20 protein-coding genes are annotated in these 21,060 nt (G+C 71.7%); 13 read left to right on the top strand and 7 right to left on the bottom strand.

The features are described from left to right. Window positions 1-90: 90 nt before the first annotated feature. The 6 genes from ACRAKI_RS24335 to ACRAKI_RS24310 all read right to left on the bottom strand — a co-directional run bounded on the left by ACRAKI_RS24335 (window position 91) and on the right by ACRAKI_RS24310 (window position 6,776). The gene (locus tag ACRAKI_RS24335) at window positions 91-543 is read right to left on the bottom strand and encodes an acyl-CoA thioesterase (protein ID WP_447002829.1); all 453 of its coding nucleotides are present in this window, start codon (window positions 541-543) and stop codon (window positions 91-93) included. A 43-nt stretch (window positions 544-586) separates the two neighbouring features. Continuing rightward, window positions 587-2,128 (bottom strand): FAD-dependent oxidoreductase, encoded by a 1,542-nt coding sequence (locus tag ACRAKI_RS24330; RefSeq protein ID WP_447002828.1) that lies wholly within the window; start codon window positions 2,126-2,128, stop codon window positions 587-589. After that, complete coding sequence (glpK, locus tag ACRAKI_RS24325; RefSeq protein ID WP_447002827.1) at window positions 2,121-3,626, bottom strand: glycerol kinase GlpK; 1,506 nt, start codon at window positions 3,624-3,626, stop codon at window positions 2,121-2,123. Before glpK ends, ACRAKI_RS24330 begins: the two co-directional genes overlap by 8 nt. Window positions 3,627-3,666: 40 nt before the next feature. Further along, window positions 3,667-4,377: an MIP/aquaporin family protein gene (locus ACRAKI_RS24320; RefSeq protein WP_447002826.1), complete on the bottom strand. Its 711-nt coding sequence runs from the start codon at window positions 4,375-4,377 to the stop codon at window positions 3,667-3,669. A 117-nt stretch (window positions 4,378-4,494) separates the two neighbouring features. Beyond that, window positions 4,495-5,262 carry an IclR family transcriptional regulator gene (locus ACRAKI_RS24315; RefSeq protein WP_447002825.1) on the bottom strand — a complete coding sequence of 256 codons (768 nt, stop codon included), beginning with the start codon at window positions 5,260-5,262 and terminating at the stop codon, window positions 4,495-4,497. A 65-nt stretch (window positions 5,263-5,327) separates the two neighbouring features. Next, complete coding sequence (locus tag ACRAKI_RS24310; protein ID WP_447002824.1) at window positions 5,328-6,776, bottom strand: phosphatase PAP2 family protein; 1,449 nt, start codon at window positions 6,774-6,776, stop codon at window positions 5,328-5,330. Window positions 6,777-6,856: 80 nt separating this feature from the next. On the opposite strand from ACRAKI_RS24310, the gene pafA reads away from it, so the two are divergent. From pafA to ACRAKI_RS24260, 10 genes are all read left to right on the top strand, one after another. After that, the gene (gene pafA / locus ACRAKI_RS24305) at window positions 6,857-8,215 is read left to right on the top strand and encodes a Pup--protein ligase (protein WP_447002823.1); all 1,359 of its coding nucleotides are present in this window, start codon (window positions 6,857-6,859) and stop codon (window positions 8,213-8,215) included. Window positions 8,216-8,304: 89 nt separating this feature from the next. Further along, window positions 8,305-8,865 carry a helix-turn-helix domain-containing protein gene (locus tag ACRAKI_RS24300; protein WP_447002822.1) on the top strand — a complete coding sequence of 187 codons (561 nt, stop codon included), beginning with the start codon at window positions 8,305-8,307 and terminating at the stop codon, window positions 8,863-8,865. Next, window positions 8,858-9,736 (top strand): SRPBCC domain-containing protein, encoded by an 879-nt coding sequence (locus ACRAKI_RS24295; RefSeq protein ID WP_447002821.1) that lies wholly within the window; start codon window positions 8,858-8,860, stop codon window positions 9,734-9,736. Before ACRAKI_RS24300 ends, ACRAKI_RS24295 begins: the two co-directional genes overlap by 8 nt. An 83-nt stretch (window positions 9,737-9,819) precedes the next feature. Beyond that, window positions 9,820-10,668 (top strand): alpha/beta fold hydrolase, encoded by an 849-nt coding sequence (locus ACRAKI_RS24290; RefSeq protein WP_447002820.1) that lies wholly within the window; start codon window positions 9,820-9,822, stop codon window positions 10,666-10,668. Window positions 10,669-10,760: 92 nt separating this feature from the next. Next, window positions 10,761-11,747 carry a helix-turn-helix transcriptional regulator gene (locus tag ACRAKI_RS24285; RefSeq protein WP_447002819.1) on the top strand — a complete coding sequence of 329 codons (987 nt, stop codon included), beginning with the start codon at window positions 10,761-10,763 and terminating at the stop codon, window positions 11,745-11,747. Next, window positions 11,744-12,715 (top strand): helix-turn-helix transcriptional regulator, encoded by a 972-nt coding sequence (locus ACRAKI_RS24280; RefSeq protein WP_447002818.1) that lies wholly within the window; start codon window positions 11,744-11,746, stop codon window positions 12,713-12,715. Before ACRAKI_RS24285 ends, ACRAKI_RS24280 begins: the two co-directional genes overlap by 4 nt. Window positions 12,716-12,733: 18 nt before the next feature. After that, window positions 12,734-13,000 (top strand): bacteriophage holin, encoded by a 267-nt coding sequence (locus ACRAKI_RS24275; protein ID WP_447002817.1) that lies wholly within the window; start codon window positions 12,734-12,736, stop codon window positions 12,998-13,000. Between the two features lie 34 nt (window positions 13,001-13,034). After that, window positions 13,035-13,376, top strand: coding sequence for a twin-arginine translocase TatA/TatE family subunit (locus ACRAKI_RS24270; protein ID WP_447002816.1), 342 nt, complete (start codon window positions 13,035-13,037; stop codon window positions 13,374-13,376). Between the two features lie 120 nt (window positions 13,377-13,496). Beyond that, entirely contained in the window at window positions 13,497-14,444 is a 948-nt protein-coding gene (gene tatC / locus ACRAKI_RS24265) for a twin-arginine translocase subunit TatC (RefSeq protein WP_447008496.1), read from the top strand. 58 nt (window positions 14,445-14,502) lie between these two features. Beyond that, window positions 14,503-15,387 carry a diacylglycerol/lipid kinase family protein gene (locus ACRAKI_RS24260; RefSeq protein ID WP_447002815.1) on the top strand — a complete coding sequence of 295 codons (885 nt, stop codon included), beginning with the start codon at window positions 14,503-14,505 and terminating at the stop codon, window positions 15,385-15,387. Here ACRAKI_RS24260 and ACRAKI_RS24255 read toward each other — a convergent pair. Further along, window positions 15,371-15,856 carry a hypothetical protein gene (locus tag ACRAKI_RS24255; RefSeq protein ID WP_447002814.1) on the bottom strand — a complete coding sequence of 162 codons (486 nt, stop codon included), beginning with the start codon at window positions 15,854-15,856 and terminating at the stop codon, window positions 15,371-15,373. The genes ACRAKI_RS24260 and ACRAKI_RS24255 overlap by 17 nt on opposite strands. Window positions 15,857-15,983: 127 nt before the next feature. Between ACRAKI_RS24255 and ACRAKI_RS24250 the strand changes: the two genes are divergently transcribed. From ACRAKI_RS24250 to ACRAKI_RS24240, 3 genes are all read left to right on the top strand, one after another. Continuing rightward, complete coding sequence (locus tag ACRAKI_RS24250) at window positions 15,984-18,749, top strand: DEAD/DEAH box helicase (protein WP_447002813.1); 2,766 nt, start codon at window positions 15,984-15,986, stop codon at window positions 18,747-18,749. A gap of 140 nt (window positions 18,750-18,889) precedes the next feature. Further along, window positions 18,890-19,615: a DUF4333 domain-containing protein gene (locus ACRAKI_RS24245; RefSeq protein WP_447002812.1), complete on the top strand. Its 726-nt coding sequence runs from the start codon at window positions 18,890-18,892 to the stop codon at window positions 19,613-19,615. Window positions 19,616-19,725: 110 nt separating this feature from the next. Beyond that, window positions 19,726-20,976 (top strand): GNAT family N-acetyltransferase, encoded by a 1,251-nt coding sequence (locus ACRAKI_RS24240; protein ID WP_447002811.1) that lies wholly within the window; start codon window positions 19,726-19,728, stop codon window positions 20,974-20,976. Window positions 20,977-21,060: the final 84 nt, after the last annotated feature.

Below are 21,060 nucleotides of genomic sequence, written 5' to 3'. Positions count from 1 at the left end.
ACGGAAGGCCCCCGGCGCTGTGCCGGGGGCCTTCGTCATGTCCTGACGGTCGTGTTCCTGACCGTCATCGTGCTGACCCGGAGTGCGGGCTCAGACGTGGGCGAGGGGTGAGGGAAGGTCGGCGAAGTCCTTGGTGCGCTCCAGGGTGCCGAGCGCGGCGAGCAGGTCGGCCGGCGGGGCGGTGAGCCGCCGGGTGTCCAGGTCGAGCCACCCGGCGGTGGTCTCGATCGTGGCGGCGGTCCGGCCGTCCGCCTTGACGATCCGGTTGTGCAGGCGGAACCGCGCGCCGTCCGACGCCAGCCCGCCCAGGCGCAGTTCCACCGTGAAGACGTCGAGCAGGCGCAGTTCGGCGCGGTACCGGATGTCGTCGCCGTGGGAGATGGGGCCGATGCGGCGGGTGGTGAGCTCGCTGACCGGGAAGCCCGTCGAGGCGAAGAACTGCATCCGGTTGTCCTCGGCCGCGTCGAGGTACGCGGTGGTGCGCATGTGGCCGTTCGGGTCGACATCCGGCCAGCGCACGTGGGTGGTGCTGGTGAAGGGCATGGTTCGAGTATGCCGATCCCACCCGCACCACCCGTACGGCCGGCTACGCGATGGCCTTGGCCAGCAGCCGACCCGTGCGTTCGCGGACGGACGGCGTGTCCAGCCCGCGCACCACGACGGTGGTCCGCCGCCGCAGCACGTCGTCCACCTCGGTCGCCCACTCGTACCGCTGCGCGTGCGCCACCTGCGCCCAGATGTCCGGCCCGTCCGGGTGCACCCGGTCGAGCAGCGACGGGTCGTCCAGCGCCAGCGCCAGCACCTCGTGGCTCACCGTGCCGTAGTGCGTGGCCAGGTGGCTGATCACGTCGTCCGGCAGCGACGGCAGCTCCCGACCCAGCTGCGCGCTCACCCGCTCGGGCAGCGACGCGCCCGGCAACGCCGCCGGCACGCCGTCGAACGCGTGCGTCAGGTCGCGCCCCAGGGCCTCGCCGACGCGGGCCAGGACGGACGCGCCGATCCGCCGGAACGTGGTCCACTTGCCGCCCGCCACGCTGATCATCCCGCCGCGCCCGCTGGTGATCACCGTCTCGCGCTTGGCGTGGCTGGTGTCGCCCGATCCTCCCGGCAGCACGCGCAGCCCGGCGAACGTGTAAGCCAACCGGGACCGGTCCAGGGCTCCCGGGTCGATGCCGACCGACGCCTCACCGAGGATCTGGTCGATGTCCGCCTGCGAGCACCGCACGTCGGCCGGGTCGCCCTCGTACGCCTCGTCGGTCGTGCCCAGCAGCAGCTGCCCTTCCCACGGGATGGCGAACGACACCCGCACGTCGTCCAACGGGATGGTCAGCGCCGCCCGCCACGGCGTGTCCGTCTTCAGCACCAGGTGCGATCCCTTGGACAGCCGGATGCTCGGCGCGGCCGACGAGTCCTCCATCCGCCGCAGCTCGTCCAGCCACGGCCCGGTCGCGTTGACCACGACCGACGCGTCCAACCCGAACGCCGACCCGTCCACGCCGTCCCGCAGCTCCACACCCGTGACCAGCGAACCGCGCTTGCGCAGCCCCAAGACCTCGACGTGGTTCAGCAGCACCGCACCGGCTTCGGCCGCCGCACGCGCCGCCGTGATGGCCACACGCGCGTCGTTCATCTGGTGGTCGTAGTAGAGGGCGGCCCCGCGCAGCCCTTCCGTGCGCAGGTGCGGCACGTACTCGGAGGCCCGCCGCGCCGACAGCACCTTGCCCACGCCGTCGCCGAACCCGGACAGCGCCGAGTACAGCACCACGCCCGCCCCGAGGACCGGCCGCGAGTGCGGCCCGCCCCGGTACACCGGCACCAGGAACGGCAGCGGCCGGACCAGGTGCGGCGCCAGGTGGTCGCCCAACGCGCGCCGCTCGGCGTGGTTCTCCCGCACCATCGGCACCGCGCCCGGACCCATCGCCAGGTACCGCAGCCCGCCGTGCACGAGCTTGGACGACGCGCTGGACGTGGCGCCGGCGAAGTCGCCCGCCTCCACCAGCGCCACCCGCAGCCCCGACCGCGCCGCCGCCCACGTGGTGGCGATGCCCAGCGCGCCGCCGCCGATCACGACCAGGTCGAACGCCCCTTGCCCCAGCGCCTCGCGCGCCCTGTCCCGCTGCTCACTCATCGTTGTCGTCCTCGTCGATCCAGCCCACGGTCCGCTCGACCGCCTTCTTCCACTTGCGGTAGCCCTTGTCGCGCGCCTTGGCGTCCATCGTCGGCAGCCACTCGGCCGCCTTGTGCCAGTTCTCCCGCAACGACTCGGTGTCCGACCAGTAGCCGACCGCCAGCCCGGCCGCGTAGGCCGCGCCCAGGCACGTGGTCTCGGCGACGATCGGCCGCACCACCGGGACGTCCAGCACGTCGGACAGGAACCCCATGAGCAGGTTGTTCGCCGTCATGCCGCCGTCGACCTTCAACGCCACGAGCTCGACGCCCGAGTCGGCGTTCATCGCGTCCACGACCTCGCGGGTCTGCCACGCGGTCGCCTCCAGCACCGCGCGGGCGATGTGGCCCTTGTCGATGTAGCCGGTGAGGCCCGCGATCACGCCCCGCGCGTCGGACCGCCAGTGCGGCGCGAACAGACCGGAGAACGCGGGCACGAAGTACGCGCCGCCGTTGTCCTCCACGGTGCGCGCCAACGTCTCGATCTCGGCGGCGCTGGAGATCAGCCCCATCTTGTCCCGGAACCACTGCACCAGCGCGCCCGTCACCGCGATCGCGCCTTCCAGCGCGTACGCCGCCGGCTGGTCGCCGATCTTGTAGCCGACGGTGGTCAGCAGGCCGTTCTCCGAGACCACGGGCTTGTCACCGGTGTTGACCAGCAGGAAGCTGCCGGTGCCGTAGGTGCACTTGCCCTCGCCGGGCGCGTAGCAGGTCTGGCCGAACAACGCGGCCTGCTGGTCACCGAGCGCGGACGCCACCGGGACGCCCTCCAGCGTGCCGGTCGCGGTGCCGTACACCTCGGCGGACGACCGGATCTCCGGCAGCATCGCCCGGGGCACCCCGATCGCGTCGACCAGCTCGTCGTCCCAGTCCAGCGTCTCCAGGTTCATCAGCATGGTGCGGCTGGCGTTGGTGACGTCGGTGACGTGGCGGCCGGTGAGCTTCCAGATCAGCCACGTGTCCATGGTGCCGAACAGCACCTCGCCCGCCTCGGCACGGCGGCGCAGGCCGTCGACGTGGTCGAGCAGCCAGCGGACCTTCGGGCCGGAGAAGTAGGTCGCCAGCGGCAGACCGCACTTCTCCCGGAACCGGTTCTGCTCGCCGAGTTCCTTCACCAGCTGGTCGGTGCGGGTGTCCTGCCACACGATCGCGTTGTGCACGGGCTTGCCGGTGGCCTTGTCCCACACCAGCGTGGTCTCGCGCTGGTTGGTGATGCCGACGGCGGCCAGGTCGTGCACGGTCAGCGACGCCTTCTGCAGCGCGCCGTGCACGACGTCCAGCACGTTGGCCCAGATCTCCTCGGCGTCGTGCTCGACCCAGCCGGGCCTGGGGAAGATCTGCCGGTGCTCCTTCTGCGACACGGAGACGATCGCGCCGCCGTGGTCGAAGACGATGCAGCGCGAGGAGGTCGTGCCCTGGTCGATCGCTGCCACGAAGGATTGGGCTGAGTAGGTGGTCACGGTGTCACTCCTCAGGAGACGGCGATGTCAGTAGACGGCGTCAGTAGACGGCGATGTCGACGAGCCCGGCCAATGCTCCGCCGACCAGGGGACCGACGACGGGGATCCAGGCGTAGCCCCAATCCGATCCACCCTTTCCGGGGATCGGCAGGACGGCGTGCGCGATGCGGGGGCCGAGGTCGCGCGCGGGGTTGATGGCGTAGCCGGTGGGGCCGCCGAGCGACAGCCCGATGCCGACGACCAGCAGCGCGACGACCAGCACGCCGGTGCCGGAGGTCTCCAGGCCCTTGCTCTGGCCGGTCGCCAGAATGACGAACACCAGCACGAACGTGGCGATGGCCTCGGTGGTCAGGTTCTGGGCGCGGTGGCGGATCTCGGGGCCGGTGGCGAAGATGCCGAGCACCTCGCCGGTGTTGGCGCGGAACTGGCCGAGGTAGGCGAGGTAGCAGAGGACAGCGCCGGTGAACGCGCCGAGCAGCTGCGCGGTCACGTAGAGCGGGACGGTGGCCCAGTCGCCGTTGTGGATGGCCAGGCCGACGGTCACGGCCGGGTTGAGGTGCGCGCCGGACAGCGGCGCGACGGCGTAGGCGCCCGCGAGCACGCCGAAGCCCCAGCCGAACGTGATGACCACCCAGCCCGCGCCGTTCGACTTCGACTTGGCCAACACCACGCCCGCGACGACGCCGTTGCCGAGCAGCAACAGCAGTGCGGTGCCCAGGAACTCCCCGATGAAGATCGACTGGTTGGTCATCCACGCGCCCCCTCTGACCTGAATGCCGTTCGACAATGTCGTACGCTGCGCGTGAATCCTGTGCCGACGCTCACAAGATGTCAACCCTCCCGAAGCGGTCCGGTAACCGGACAGGGCCTACCAGGGGATGGCGCCCAGCTCGCGCGAGATGGACCGCGCGGCCTCACGGACGTAGGAGACCAGCTCGGTGCGGGGCTGCTTCTTCTCGTCGCACAGCCGCTCGACCGGCCCGGAGATGCCGACGGCGCCCACGGTCACCGCGCGGCGGTCCCGGATGGGGGCGGCCAGCGACACCTCGCCGTCGACCAGCTCCTCCACGTCACTCGCCCAGCCACGCTGCCTGACCTGCTCCAACGCGTCGCTGAGCCGGGCGGGGTCGGTGATCGTGGCGGCGGTGTAGGCCTTGAGCGGTTCGTCGTCGGCGAAGCCCGGGCCGACGGGGTCGTCGGCGAGCAGGACCTTGCCCAGCGCGCTGGCGTGGGAGGGCAGGAGAGCGCCGACTTCGAGGACCTGGCGCGAGTTGTCCGGGCGGAACACGTGGTGCACGACCAGGACCTGGTTCTCGTGCAGGGTGCCGATGCGGACGCTCTCCATGCTCCGCGAGGCCAGCGAGTCCGACCAGTTCAGCGCGCGGGTGCGGAGTTCGTTGCCGTCGAGGTAGCTGCTGCCGATGTGGAACAGGGCGGCGCCGAGCTGGTACTTGCCCGTGTCGGGCGACTGCTCCACGAACCCGACCAGCTGGAGCGTCCGCAAGATGCCGTGGACGGTCGGTTTGGGCAGCTCCAGGGCCCGTGCCAACTCCGCGACCCCCATCTGCCGCGCACCACTGGCCAGCAGCCGCAACACTGCGGCTGCCCGTTCGATGGACTGGATGGGACCGGGCACGCGATCACCTTAGCGCGGAATCGTTCGACCATGTCGAATGCGGCGGGGGTGAGAGCGGAGCGACGTCACTCCTGCGGCCGGTAGACGGCCAGGGCCGCCGGGCGCGAGCGGAACTCGAATGTGGAGCCGGTCGGCCCGACCTCGCCGTCCGTCGCGATCGCCACCGCGCCGTCGAGCAGCCGGACGTCCAGCCACCGCGTCTCCAGGTGCCGGTACGTCCGGCTGCGGTGCAGGGCGCCGAGCAGGGCGCCGACGAAGAACCTCGCCCGGGAGAACCGGGTGTTCGCGCGGATGTACCGGACGTCCATCAGCCCCGCGTCCAACGCCGGCCGCATGGTCGGCGCGAAGCCCTTCGGCCGGTACGGGCCGTTGCCGACGAACAGCATCCAGATCAGCTGCGGCTCGCCGTTCAGCTCCACCCGCATCGGCCGGGCCGTGCGCAGCACGCCGGCCAGCGCGATGGCCGCCGCCGGCCACTTGCCCCACTTGTCCTGCAGCTTCTCCCGCAGGCGAACCATGTCCGGGTAGCCGCCGAGGCTCGCCGTGTTGACGAACCAGCGCGGCCCGGCGCCGTCCACCGACACGACGGCCAGGTCCACCAGCACGCCCTCGCCGTCCGCGACCGCCCGAGCGGTGTCGTCCAGCCCGTGCGCGCCGACGTCCCGGGCGAAGTGGTTCAACGTCCCCGAGGGCACCAGCGCGAACGGCAGCCGGTGCGTCGCCGCCACCGCGGCGACCGCGGCCACCGAGCCGTCACCGCCCGCCACCGCGAGTGCCTTCGGACCGTAATCGTCGATCACCGTGTCGAGATCATCAATTCCCACGATCGTGGCTTTCGGCCATTCCCGCACCACGGCCTCGGTCGGATCCTCGGCACCCAGGCTCGTCGCACCCAGACCGGCGCTCCGGTTCACGACGACGACCAGGCCCTCGCCGTCGACGAGCGCCGCTAACGACTGGTGCTCCCGCGCCGTCGCGCGCTCGGCCCGCCCCAACGGCCACCAACGCCTGGTCAACAGCCCGGCGCCGATCCCGATCGCGGCCCCCGCGGCCACGTCGGACGGCCAGTGCACCCCCGTGTGCACCCGTGAGTACGCCACCGCCGCCGCGACCGGTGCGACCGCCAGCGCCAACGCGGGTGACTCCATCGCCACAGCCGTGGTGAACGCCGCCGCCGACGCCGCGTGCCCGGACGGGAACGACGACGACGTCGGCCGCTTGCTCAGCCGTCGCGGCGCCAACAGCAGGTCAGCGGCCGGTCTGCGGCGCGGGAACAGCCGTTTCGCGACCAGGCTCGAGCTGAAGCTCGCGCCGGTGATCGCCGCCACCCCGCGCAACGCGGCACGCCTGGGCGCGCCCTTCCGAGTGGCCAGCACACCAGCGATCACGAGCCACAACACGCTGTGGTTGGCGGCACGCGACAACCTTTTCAATCCATGATCTACAGGAGACGGGCGCAAGGCGCCGGAGCGCCTCACGAGGGCCAGGTCCAGGCGGTTCACTCGGCGCAGCACACCCGAACGTTATCCGCGAAAACCACGCGACGCCCGATTGGATCACTGAGGAAAGTTCCGAATGCGCCTACTGTTGAGGGATGCAGCGGCGGATCTTCGGCATTGAGACTGAGTTCGGGGTGACCTGCACCTTCCACGGGCAGCGCAGGCTGTCCCCGGATGAGGTCGCGCGTTATCTGTTCCGCCGGGTCGTCTCGTGGGGACGCTCGTCGAACGTCTTCCTGCGCAACGGCTCTCGGCTCTACCTGGACGTGGGCTCGCACCCCGAGTACGCCACGGCGGAATGCGACGACCTCGCCCAGCTCGTCACGCATGACAAGGCTGGTGAGCGGATCCTCGAAGACCTGCTCGTCGACGCCGAGCGCAGGCTCGCCGACGAGGGCATCGGGGGAGACATCTTCCTGTTCAAGAACAACACCGACTCGGCGGGCAACTCCTACGGTTGCCACGAGAACTACCTGGTCGCGCGGGCGGGGGAGTTCTCCCGCATCGCCGACGTCCTGCTGCCGTTCCTGGTGACCAGGCAGCTCATCTGCGGCGCGGGCAAGGTGCTCCAGACGCCGCGCGGCGCGGTCTACTGCCTGTCGCAGCGGGCCGAGCACATCTGGGAGGGCGTGTCCAGCGCCACCACCCGGTCGCGGCCGATCATCAACACCCGCGACGAGCCGCACGCCGACGCGGAGCGCTACCGCAGGCTGCACGTCATCGTCGGCGACTCGAACATGTCCGAGGTGACCACGCTGCTCAAGGTGGGCAGCGCGAACCTGGTCCTGGAGATGATCGAGCAGGGCGTCCAGTTCCGCGACTTCAGCCTGGACAACCCGATCCGCGCGATCCGCGAGATCAGCCACGACCTGACCGGCCGCCGCACCGTCCGCCTCGCGGGCGGCAAGGAGGCCTCGGCGCTGGACATCCAGCGCGAGTACTACGAGCGCGCGGTGGAGCACGTGGCCAAGCGCGCGCCGGACCCGATGGCCGAGCGGGTTCTCGAGCTGTGGGGCCGCACGCTGGACGCGGTCGAGGCCGAGGACCTGTCCAAGATCGACCGCGAGATCGACTGGGCCATCAAGTACCGGCTGATGGAGCGCTACCAGGCCAAGCACGGCATGGACCTGTCCAACCCGCGGATCGCCCAGCTCGACCTCGCCTACCACGACATCAGGCGCGGCCGGGGCATCTTCGACCTGCTCCAGCGCAAGGACCAGGTGGAACGGGTGACCGACGACGGCGAGATCGAGGCCGCCAAGGACACCCCGCCGCAGACCACGCGGGCCAAGCTGCGCGGTGACTTCATCGCCGCCGCGCAGGCCGCGGGCCGTGACTTCACGGTCGACTGGGTGCACCTGAAGCTGAACGACCAGGCGCAGCGCACCGTGCTGTGCAAGGACCCGTTCCGCGCGGTGGACGAGCGCGTGGAACGGCTGATCGCCTCGCTGTAGCCGAGCGGGAAGACCCCGGGCCGAGTGGCCCGGGGTCTTCTTCGGCTCAATTGACAAAATCAATTTTTACGTACAACATGATTTTCGCGATGAGAGACGTCCTGTACCTGGAGCAGATCGAGCAGGCCGAGGCACTGCTCAAGCCGCAGCGCATCGAAGTGCTGCGGCAGCTGGCCGAGCCGCGGTCGTGCACCGAGGTGGCGGCCGCGCTCGACCAGACCCCTCAGCGGGTCTACTACCACGTGAAACGCCTGGTCGAAGCCGGTCTGGTGACGCTGGTGAGCGAGCGCCGGGTGCGTGGCATCAACGAGGGCGTGTACCAGGCGAGCGCGCGCTCGTACTGGCTGTCGCCGGGGCTGGTCGGCGGGCTCGGGCTGCGCCGCGCGAAGGACGAGCTGAGCCTGGGATTCCTGCTGGACCTCGTGGAGCAGGTCCAGGCGGACATCGCGGGCCTCGACCGGACCCGGCCCGAACTGCCGTCGCTCGGCGTGTCCGGCGAGATCAGGCTGCGGCCCGATCAGCGGCAGGAGTTCTTCGACGACCTGAAGACGACCTTGCAGGACTTGTTCGCCCGCTACGGCGGCGCGGAGGGCGACGCTTTCCGGCTGGCCGTGGCGTGCTACCCCATGACGGAGGAGACCGATGAGTGAGACCCTGGTTTTACGCGCCCGCACCACCGCGCCCGTCGACCGGGTGCGCCGGGCGCTGACCGACGCGGGCGAGCTGAGCGCGTGGCTGGCCGAGCACGCGGCGGTGGAGCTGCCCGACCGGTTCGAGTTCTGGGGCCGGTTCACGCCCGAGGGCCACGTGCCGCACCAGACCCTGCGGCACGTGGACGACCACTCGCTGAGGTTCGACTGGAGGGTCGGCGGTGAGGACACCACCGTCGAGATCGGCTGGACCGTCGAGGACGGCGACACCGTCATCACGCTCTCGCAGAGCCACTTCCCGGGCTGGGGGGAGGTGGCCGTCGTGGCGACCAGCGTGCTCGGCTACCTGTCCACCTACTGGTGCCTGTCGCTGGCGAACCTGGTCGACCACGTCGAGGGCCGCCCGTTGACATCGATGGTGGACTTCGGCACTGCCGAGATGCGCGGCGAGGTGCTCATCGACGCGCCGGTCGACTCGGTGGCCCACTCGCTGGTCGACGCCGAGCAGTACACGCGGTGGTTCGGCGCGAAGATCGACATCGAGGCGTGGGAGGGCGGCCGGGTCGCCATGGGCGGCTTCGACGCGAACCCGGAACCCGCGAAGGTGGTCGACTTCGAGCCCGGCAAGCGGATGGGCATCGACTGGGGCGGCATGGTGTCGACGTGGGAGCTGGCCGAGTCGGGCGGCGGCACCCGGCTGACGTTCGTGCAGAGCGGGTTCGACACGGGCCGGCCGCCGTACGGGGCGTGGGCGGGCTGGCTGTCGGGGGTGGCGGAACTGCGCCGCTACCACGAGCTGGCGGACTGGCGGCCGATCTGGCTCCAGCCGGACGTGCCCGGCCTGCCCGACGGGACGCTCACCGGCGGCTGACCGGGACCGGTGGCCGGCAACGGCGGTCGAACCGGCGGCCGGGCCGGTGGTTGGGCGTCGACGGGCGTGGGTACCGGGCCGTTGTGGACGACTTCACCCTCACCCGGATCGACACAGGTGACGCGGAGCTGCGGGTGCGCACGGGCGGTTCCGGCCCGCCCGTGCTCCTGGTCCACGGCCACCCGCGCACGCACACCACGTGGCGGCACGTTGCGCCCCTGCTCGCCGCCGACCACACCGTCGTGTGCCCCGACCTGCGCGGCTACGGCGAGTCCTCCAAGCCCGGGACCACGCCCGACCACACGCCCTACTCGAAGCGCGTGATGGCGCGGGACCTCGTGACGCTCATGCGCGAGCTGGGGCACGAGCGGTTCGCGGTGGTCGGCCACGACCGCGGCGGGTACGTGGCGACCAGGCTCGCGCTGGACCACCCGGAGGTGGTCACGCACCTGGTGGCGCTGGACGTGGTGCCGATCGGGTCGGCCCTGGCCCGCTGCGGGCCCGAGTTCGCGCGGCGCTGGTGGCACTGGTTCTTCCTGGCGCAGCCCGACGTGCCGGAACGGGTCATCTGCGCCGACCCCGACGCCTGGTACCACACCGACACCAGACCGGTGGACGACGACACCCTGCGCGCGATGCACGACCCGGCGACCGTGCGCGCGATGGTCGAGGACTACCGCGCCGGCCTCGGCGTCGACCGCGCGCACGACGACGCGGACCTGGCCGCCGGCCGGCGCGTCCGGTGCCCGGTGCTCGTCCTCTGGGCCGAGGGCGACGACCTGCCCGACCTCTACGGCGACGTGCTCGGCGTGTGGCGGGACTGGGCGGACGACCTGCGCGGTCGAGGGCTGCGCTGCGGGCACCACCTGGCGGAGGAGGTTCCGGCGGAACTGGTCGCCGAGCTGCGCGGATTCTTCGCGGCGACCGGCTGACACCGGGTCCGCAATCGGCTGAATGGTCCATTCATCCGCGTTGCGGGCGGGGATGGCGTCACTGGGCGTTCGTCCGGGGTTAGGGTTCCGGGGTGGCCATTGCACGTGCCGAACGGCTCGTCAACCTGGTGCTGTGCCTGCTCTCGACCCGGCAGTACCTGACCGCCGAGCGCATCCGCGCCATCGTCCCCGGCTATGCCGACGCCGCGACGGACGAGGCGTTCTTCCGCATGTTCGAACGCGACAAGACCGAGTTGCGCGATCTCGGCGTGCCGCTGGAGACAGGCCGCAGCGCGGGCTTCGACGCGATCGACGGCTACCGCATCGCCCGCCGCGACTACGAGCTCGGTGACATCGACCTGGAGCCGGACGAGGCCGCCGCGGTCGCGCTGGCGGCCCGCCTGTGGGACTCGCCGCAGTTCACCGGCGCCGCGCACGGCGCCCTGATCAAGCTCCGCGCGGCCGGGGTCGACGTCGACCAGGACGTGCACGTGCCGGTCGAGCCGAAGGTCCGCACCAGCGAACCGGCGTTCCCGCCGCTGCTCGCGGCGGTGCAGGAGGGGCGCGTGGTCGAGTTCGACTACCGCCGCCCGGTGCCGGCCCAGGTGGGCACCCGCACCGTCGAGCCGTGGGGCGTGGTCGCCTGGCGCGGCCGGTGGTACCTCGTCGGCCACGACCGAGACCGGAACGCGCCGCGCTGCTTCCGGCTGTCCCGCATCGCGGGCGACGTCCGCGTGATCGGCAAGCCCGGCGCGGTGCAGCGGCCCGACCAGCTCGACCTGCTCTCATTCGTCACCCGCACCCAGCCCGCCGCCGACCAGGTGGTGGCCACCGCCACGCTGTGGGTGGCCGAGGGCCGGGCGCAGGGCGTGCGCCGGAGGGCGCGGATCGTCGGCACGCGGGAGTTCGACGGCGAGCCCGGCGACCTGCTGGAGATCGACCTGAGGTTCCCCGACTCGGCCGCCGCGTGGATCGCGGGGTTCGGCCCCGACGTGGTGGTGCTGGAGCCCGAAGTGCTGGCCAAGACCGTGCGGGAGAAGCTGCTGGGCGCGCTGCGCGGTGCGGGGGTGCGCGCGTGAACGCCGCCACCGACCGGCTGCCCCGGCTGCTCGCCCTGGTGCCGTACCTGCTGGCCCGGCCGGGCGTGCCGATCGACGAGGTCGCGGAAGACTTCGAGGTGTCGCCCAAGCAGATCCGCCGCGACCTCGAACTGCTGTGGATGTGCGGCCTGCCCGGCTACGGTCCCGGCGACCTGATCGACCTGTCGTTCGAGGGCGACACGGTCACCGTCACGTTCGACGCGGGCATGAGCCGCCCCCTTCGGCTGACCGCGGCCGAGGCGACAGCGCTGCTGGTCGCGCTGCGTGCGCTGGCGGAGACGCCGGGCGTCGCGGACCAGGCCGCGGTGCAGCGGGCGGTGGCGAAGATCGAGGCCGCGGTCGGTCAGGCGCAGCCAGCCGGCGTGGCCGTCGGCCTGGCCATGCGGGAGGCGCCCGAGACGGCTCGCGTGCGTGACGCGGTGTCGGACGGCGTCCTGCGCGGCCGTGCCCTGCACCTGCGCTACTACACGCCGTCGCGGGACGAGATCACCGACCGCGTGGTCGACCCGATGCGGATGCTCCTGGTCGAAGGCCGCGGCTACCTGGAGGCGTGGTGCCGCGCCGCGGACGGCGTCCGGCTGTTCCGGCTCGACCGGATCGACGTCGTGCGGGTGCTGGACGAGCCCGCGGCCCCGCCGCCGCACGCCACGCCCACCGATACGTCGGAGGGGTTGTTCCAGCCGGACCCGTCGCAGCGGACGGCCGTGCTGGTCCTGGAACCGGACGCCCGCTGGGTGGCCGAGTACTACCCGACCGATGGTCTGGTAGAGCTCCCCGAAGGCCGCGCCCGGGTGCTCATGCGGTACGCCGACACCCCCTGGATGGTGCGGTTGCTGCTCGGCCTCGGCGGTGACGTGCACGTCGAGCAACCGCCCGACCTGGTGGCGGCGGTCGCCCGGCAGGCCGAAGCGGCGTTGCGCCGGGCGGATCACCTCCTGGCAACCTGAGCCAAGTACGGTGGTGCCGTGCCGTACTTCCCGATCCTGGTGCTGGTCCTGTTCGGGCTGGTCGTGCTGGTGGCGACCGGACTCCGAGTCATCGGATCGTTGCGCCGCTTCCGCGCCGCCAGCACTCTGGTGGGTGACAGGGTCGGTGACGACGCGGGTCTGCTGCGGGCGCGGTTCGCCGCGCTCGAGGTGGCCTTCGCCGAACGGCGTCCGGACCAGGCCCGTGAGGGCGAGCCCCGCGTACCATCGGTGGACCGGGGGAGACAGGAGGACAACCGTGGGTAACCTCGGACCAACCGAACTGATCATCATCGCCGTGGTGATCATTCTCCTCTTCGGCGCGAAGAAGCTGCCCGACATGGCGCGCTCCATCGGCCGTTCCGCGAAGATCCTCAAGGCCGAGACCAAGGGTCTGCGCAGCGAGGACGACCCGCAGCAGACCGCTCAGCCGGGCGCCACCACCGCGCAGCAGATGCCCGCGGCGCAGCAGCTGCCGCCCGCTCAGCCGCAGGTCGCCCAGCCGCCCGTGCAGCAGCCCGCCGTGCAGCCGGTCCAGCCTGTCCAGCCGCAGGTCGCCCAGCCGCAGGTCGCCCAGCCGCAGGTGGCGCAGCCCATCGAGCAGTCCCAGCAGAACCTCGAGAACAAGCAGAACTCCAACTAGAGCCGCGTCAACGAGAACCGAAGGACGGTCCGCACGGTGGGGGCAAGTCCGGTCCGGTGGTGGTCCCAGCGCCGGGAGCGCCGCAAGATCACGAGCCGCAGGGGCAACCCCGACGGCACCATGTCGTTGAAGGATCACCTCTACGACCTCCGGCACCGCCTCGGCCTGGCGCTGCTGATCATCGCGTTCGGCGCGGTCTTCGGCTGGTTCTGGTGGAGCTGGCGGATCTTCGGGCTGCCGAGCCTCGGCGACATCGTGATCGCCCCCTACTGCGGTATCCCGGTCGAGCAGCGGCTCACCCAGGGCGGTGCGGGCTGCCAGCTGCTGCAGACCAAGCCGTTCGAGATCTTCATGATCCGGCTGAAGGTCGGCGCGGGAGCGGGCATGGCCCTCACCGCGCCGCTGTGGCTCTACCAGGTGTGGCGGTTCATCGCGCCCGGCCTGTACGCCAAGGAACGCCGGTTCGCGGTCGTGTTCGTGGCCTTCGCGTCGGCGCTGTTCGTGGCGGGTGCGGCGCTCGCCTTCTACGTGGTGCCCCAGGGCCTGTCCGTGCTGGTCAGCTTCGGTGACGAGAAGTTCATCACCGCGTTGACGGCGGGCGAGTACATCAGCTTCGTAATGGCGCTGCTGCTGATCTTCGGGGTGAGCTTCGAGCTGCCGCTGATCGTGGTCATGCTCAACCAGGTCGGCATCCTCACCTACGACAAGCTGCGCCGATGGCGCCGCGGCCTCACGTTCGCCCTGGTCGTCTTCGCCGCCGTCGCGACCCCGGGCACCGATCCGATCTCGATGGTCGCACTGGCCATCGCGCTCGTGCTGCTGTTCGAGGTGGCGATCCAGATCGCCCGCGTCCACGACCGGCGGATCGAGCGTCGGCGCAAGGCGGAGGGCCTGGACGACCTGTCCGACGACGAGGCCGCCCCGTTCGAGTACACGCCGACGGCCGTGGAGGAACCCGAGCCGCTGCCCACGCCGGGCCCGGGGCCCTCGGCGTCGGACGCCGGGCAGCAGCCGCCCGACGCCGGGCAGCAGCCGCCCGGTCGCGTCCGTTACGACGACGTCACCTGATCAGCGTCACCTGATCAGCCTCACCTGAACGGGTGGCATGTTTGTAGGCTTCCCGACCATGTCGACGTCAACGCGGGTGGCCCTGCTGGTGTGCCCCACCTCGGGCAAGGGCAGGGCCGGGCGCGTGGCGGGCACCGTCGCGGCCCGGCTGCGGGACGTGGCCGACCGCCTCGACCTGCACGTGGCCTCCTCGGCGGCGGGCACGGCCGAGATGGCGCGACAAGCGGTGGCCGATGGCGTCGACGTGCTGGTCGTCCTCGGCGGTGACGGCGGCGCGCACCTGGCCGTGCAGGCGTGCGCCCAGTCCTCCACCGCCCTGGCCGTGGTGCCCGCGGGCACCGGGAACGACCTGGCCACCGCGCTCGGCGCCACGTCGGTGGACACCGTGGTGAGCGCGCTGCGCGACGGCAGCCGCCGCACCATCGACCTGGGACGGGTCGAGAACGGCCCGTGGTTCGCCACCGTGCTGTGCTCCGGGTTCGACTCGGCGGTCAACGAGCGGGCCAACTCGATGCGCTGGCCCGCCGGTCCCCGGCGCTACGACCTCGCGATCCTCGCCGAACTGGCCGCCCTCCGACCCCAGCGGCTGGTGGTCGAGACCGAGAACGCCGTGCTGGAACTGGACGCCCTGCTGGTCGCGGTCGGCAACACGACCAGCTACGGCGGCGGCATCCCGGTGTGCCCGGACGCCCTGCCCGCCGACGGCCTGTTCGACCTGACCGTGGTGGGGGCCGCGCCGCGGCGCACCCTGCTGCGGATGCTGCCCACGCTGCGCACCGGGCGGCACGTGGAGCACCCGGCGGTGCGCACGCTGCGGGCGCGGTCCGTGCGGCTGTCCGGGACGTCCTGGGTGGCCTACGCGGACGGCGAGCGGATGAGCGACGTGCCGTTGACCACGACGTGCGTGCCGGGCGCGCTCACGGTCGTCAGCGGTGGCGGCTGAGCACGTCCCGCCTGCGCCACGAGGGGTGCGGCTCGGTCGTGCCCCGGTCGTACAGCCACCCCGCGACGGTCAGCACGCCGTCGGCGGCGTCCAGCGGCGTGCCGTGCGCCGACTCGACCGTCTCGATCTCGTGCCTGCCGCAGTCCCGGATCGCGTCGCAGCGGACCGAGATCTCGCCCTCCACCTGCCACGGGGGCGGCAGGGCGAGCACGTGGCGGTGCGGGTCGCGCGGCGGTGACACCAGGACGCGGAACGCCACCTCGTCGATCTCGGCCAGGGCGGACAGACCCGCGTAGGGCGCGCCGGGCAGGTGGTCGAACACCAGGCCGGGGCCCGGTCTGCCCAGGTGGCCGGCCAGTCGCTCGACCCGCGCGGTGGCCTGCCGCAGCACGTCGAGCACCGGGTCCACGTCGATGAGGCCGGGGAACACCCACCGGAGGTCGCCCTCCGCCAACGGAATCGCCTCCACGACCGTGAGTGTGCCCCATGATCCGCCCCGGTGGTCTTTATAGCTTCAGTGTGGATTAAACAAAGTGTTCGCCGGTCCGCCCGCTATCCGGAGCGATTTTGTCGGTCCCGTATGACAGCCTGGAGAGGTGTCAAGCACTTCGCGGTCCCCGGCCGAGGCGTACGCGGATTCCCGCCGCCGCTCCACCTGGCCCAAGCTGACCGATTTCCTCGGGGTCCTCTCGTTCGAGCTCGACCCGTTCCAGCAACGCGCGTGCGAGGCGCTGGAGGACGGGCACGGCGTGCTCGTCTGCGCGCCCACCGGCGCCGGCAAGACGGTGGTCGGCGAGTTCGCCGTGCACCTGGCCCTGTCCGAGGGCCGCAAGTGCTTCTACACCACTCCGATCAAGGCGCTGTCCAACCAGAAGTACGCCGACCTCGTCGCCCGGTACGGCCAGCAGAAGGTCGGCCTGCTCACCGGCGACACGTCCGTCAACGGCGACGCGCCGATCGTGGTGATGACCACCGAGGTGCTGCGCAACATGCTGTACGCGGGCTCCTCGACGTTGACGAGCCTCGCCTACGTGGTCATGGACGAGATCCACTACCTGGCCGACCGGTTCCGCGGCCCGGTGTGGGAGGAAGTGATCCTGCACCTGCCCGAGTCGGTGCGGCTCGTCGGCCTGTCCGCCACCGTCAGCAACGCCGAGGAGTTCGGCGAGTGGCTGGTCGAGGTGCGCGGCGACACGACGGTCGTGGTTGACGAGCACCGACCCGTGCCGCTGTGGCAGCACATGATGGCCGGCGGCCGGATGATGGACCTGTTCGCGGGCGAAGGACCCGACGGGCACAACCGGATCAACCCGCAGCTGCTGCGCCACACCGAGGACCTGTCCCGCTACCACGTGCCGTGGAGCCGGAACCGCAACAACAAGGACCAGCGGGGCCGGCCGCCGCGCGGTTCGGGGTTCAAGCCGCCGTCACGGGTCGACATCGTGCAGCGGCTGGACGGCGCGGGCCTGCTCCCCGCGATCGACTTCGTGTTCAGCCGCGCGGGCTGCGACGCGGCGGTGCTGCAGTGCGTGCGGGCGGGACTGCGGCTCAACTCGAACCACGAGGTCGAGCAGATCCGCGAGGTCATCGAGGAGAAGACCAAGGACCTGCCCCAGGGCGACCTGATGGTGCTGGGCTACTGGGAGTGGCGCGAGGCGCTGGAACGCGGCATCGCCAGCCACCACGCCGGTCTGCTGCCCGCGTTCAAGGAGACCGTGGAGGAGCTGTTCGTCCGCGGTCTGGTGAAGGTCGTGTTCGCCACCGAGACGCTCGCGCTGGGCATCAACATGCCCGCCCGCACGGTCGTGCTGGAGAAGCTGGTCAAGTACAACGGCGAGGCGCACGTCGACCTGACGCCGGGCGAGTACACGCAGCTCACCGGCCGTGCCGGGCGTCGCGGCATCGACGTCGAGGGCCACGCGGTGGTGGTGTGGCAGCCGGGTGTCGACCCGAAGGCGGTCGGCGGCCTGGCGTCCACCCGCACGTACCCGCTGCGCTCCTCGTTCCGGCCCGGCTACAACATGGCCGTCAACCTGGTGAACCAGCTGGGCGCGTCGGCCGCCCGGGACATCCTGGAGCAGTCGTTCGCGCAGTTCCAGGCGGACCGGTCGGTCGTCGGCCTGGCCCGCCGGATCGAGCGCAACCGCGAAGCCCTGGGCGGCTACGCCGAGGCGATGACCTGCCACCTGGGCGACTTCTCCGAGTACGCGGCGCTGCGCCGCCGGGTCGCCGAGCGGGAGAAGGCGTTGGCGCGGCAGAACACCTCGGCGAAGCGGGCCGAGGCGGCGCAGTCGTTGGAGCGGCTGCGCAAGGGCGACGTGATCGCGGTGCCGTCCGGGCGCCGGTCCGGGATCGCGGTGGTGATCGACCCGGGCCTGGAGCCGCTGGGCGAGGCGCGCCCGTTCGTGGTGACGGAGGACCGGTGGGCCGGTCGGCTGTCGTCGTCGGACTTCCCGATGCCGGTCGAGGTGCTGGGCACGATGCGGCTGCCGAAGCAGGTGGACACGCGGTCGCCGAAGTCGCGGCGCGACCTGGCGGCGTCGCTGCGCGCCACCGGGATCGTGGCCCCGGCGATGCGCAAGCGCCGTTCGACGGCGGACGACGACGCGGAGCTGGCGACGTTGCGGCGGGCGCTGCGGGCGCACCCGTGCCACGGCTGCGAGAAGCGCGAGGAGCACGCCCGGTGGGGCGAGCGGTACCACCGGTTGCTGGCCGAGACGGAGCAGGTCGAGCGGAAGGTCGCGGCGACGACGCACTCGTTGGCGCGCGAGTTCGACCGGATCCGCGGCCTGCTGCGGGAGCGCGGTTACCTGCACGTGGAGGAGAACGGTCCGGGCGAGGAGGTCACCGAGCACGGCAAGCGGCTGACCAGGCTGTACAGCGAGTCGGACCTGCTGGCGGCGGAGTGCCTGCGGCACGGCGTGTGGCGTGGCCTCGACCCGGCCGAGCTGGCCGCCGTGGTGTCGGCGCTGGTGTACGAGGCGCGGCGGGACGGTCCGCTGGAGGCGCGGCTGCCACCGGGGAAGGTCGGGGACGCGTTGACGGAGACGGCGCGGCTGTGGGCCGAGCTGGAGGACGACGAGCGCCGGCACCGGCTCGACCGGACCCGTCAGCCCGACCCGGGTTTCGCGTGGGCGGTGTACCGGTGGGCGCGCGGCGAGTCGTTGGAGAAGGTGCTGTCGGCGGCCGAGGAGAACGGCGCCGAGCTGGGCGCGGGCGATTTCGTCCGCTGGTGCCGGCAGGTGATCGACTTCCTGGACCAGATCCGGGACGTGGTCGGCGGCGGTGACCCGGTGGGCGCGGCCGCCCGGAAGGCGGTGGAGGCGTTGCGCCGCGGGGTGGTGGCGATGGCCACCGTTTGACAAAGCTTTGCGGGGTGGGTGGGTACCGTCCGCATGGCTGTGGTTTGATCGCGCCCGCAAGGCTTGAACACCGCTTTCGGGCCGGCACAGCGCGAGACCGTTTTCGAGACCGTTTCCAGACCGACCGTCGGAGGCCGAGCATGACCAGTCCGTACGGACCGTCCGGAGGGAACGACCCGCAGCCGCAGTGGGGCCAGCAACAACAGCCCTACGGTGGTGGTGGGTACCCCGGCACGCCGTCGGGTGGTTTCCCCGCTCAGCAGCCCAACCCCTACGGGCAGCCGGACCCGTCGCAGCAGCCCAACCCGTACGGGCAGCCCGACCCGTCGCAGCAGCAGTGGGGGCAGCAGCCCCAGCAGCAGCCGTACCCGCAGCAGTACCCGGCCGGGTACGACCCGAACAACCCGCAGTCGAACCCGTACGGGCAGCCGGCGCAGGCCGGTCAGTACGGGCAGCCGGGCCAGTACGGCCAGCCCGGTCAGTACGGGCAGCAGCCGGGCCAGTTCGGTCAGCCGGGGTACGGCCAGCAGCAGCCGCCGCCGAAGAAGTCCAGCGCGATGGTGTGGGTCGTCGTCGCCGTGGTCGTGCTGCTGGTGGCGGCGGTGGGCATCCTGGGCTTCGTGACGCCGGGCTGGTTCACCACGAAGGTGTTCGACAACGCGGCCGTTCAGCAGGGTGTCGTGGGCATCCTCAAGGACGACTACAAGATCAAGGACGTGGAGAGCGCCACCTGCCCCGCGGACCAGGAGGTCAAGCCGAACACGACCTTCGAGTGCACGGTGAAGGTCGGCGGCGAGGACAAGACGGTCAAGATCACGGTGAAGACCGACGACGGCGAGTACGAGGTCGGCCAGCCCGCCGGCTGATCCGCGTCGTCCGCTCCCCGAGGCCGCCCCGCATGTTGTGGTGGGGCGGCCTCGGCGTGTTCACGGAAAGTCGTTAACGAGGCGAGCGACCTCTCCGGCACTATGCGGGGGTGACCGACTACGACATCCGGGGGTTGGACGACTCCCAGTACCGGACCGCGCACACCCTGTTCCGCGGCACGCTGCACAGCCCGCCGGCGCCCGACGAGCAGTGGGAGTTCGCGCGGGAGTCGTACTCGCCGGAGCGTGCGCTGGGTGCGTTCGCCGACGGGGAGATGGTGGGGACGGTCCAGTCGTTCTCGTCGCGGTTCGCCGTGCCGGGTGGGGCGGTCGTGCAGCATGCGGCGGTGAGCCGGGTCGGGGTGCGAGCGGACTGGACGCGTCGGGGTGTGCTGACCGCGTTGCAGCGGGCGCAGCTGCGGGCGATGCGGTCGGCGGGTGACGTGGTGGCGTCGCTGCGCGCGTCGGAGACCGTGATCTACGGGCGGTACGGGTACGGGGTGGCGACGCGGTTCCGGTACCTGGACATCGACCGGCGCCGGGCCGTGCCGCGGTCGCGTCCGGTGGGTCGGGTGCGGTTCGTGGAGGGTGAGGCGGGGCAGCGGGTCGCGCGGGAGTTGTTCGACGAGCTGACGTTGCGGCGTGCGGGCACGATCTCGCGGTGGCCGGCGTGGTGGACGTTGAACGTCCGGCGGGTGGCGGCCGAGGAGAACCTGAAGATCGCCGTCCGTTCACCCGCCGTCTCTGCTTCCTCTTCGTCCGCTCCGGTCGCTCCGGTCGCTCCGGTTGACGACGGCTACGTGGTGTACAAGGTCGAACCCGGCGAGGACGATCCGCGCCGGGGAAAGCAGACCAAGCTGACGGTGCTGGACCTGTGGGCGGGGAACGCGGAGGCGTGGGCCGACCTGTGGCTGTTCGTGCTGGGCGTCGACCTGGTGGACGAGGTGTCGGCGGTGGGACGTCCGATGGACGAGCCGGTGCAGTGGCTGCTGGGCGACCCGCGCGCGTGCCGCGTCCCGGACGAGTTCGACGAGACGTGGCTGCGCCTGCTGGATGTCCCCACCGCCCTGGCCGCGCGCACCTATCGCGAGGGTGAGCCGGTGGTGCTCGGCGTGCGTGACGTGTACCTGCCGGAGAACTCGGGGTCGTACCGGGTCGCGGCGGACGGCGTGACGCGCGTCGAGGCCGCGCCCGAGTTGGTGCTGGACGTGGACGTGCTCGCGTCGGCGTACCTCGGTGACGTGACTTTCTCGACGCTGGCCGCCGCTCGCCGACTGGACGTGGTCGAGCCCGCGGCACTGGCCCGTGCCGACGCCCTGTTCGCCGTGTCCGAAGTCCCCTGGTGCGGCTCGTACTTCTGACCACCCGCCCGCACAGCCTTCTCGCGGCCGCACCTCCGGTCGGCTACCGCCCTAAGTGGACCCGGCGTCTCCGACCGGGTCCGG

Source organism: Saccharothrix isguenensis (genome assembly GCF_052936305.1).
Note: the sequence above shows the minus strand (reverse complement) of the source record. Positions and strands in the feature narration are given on the sequence as shown.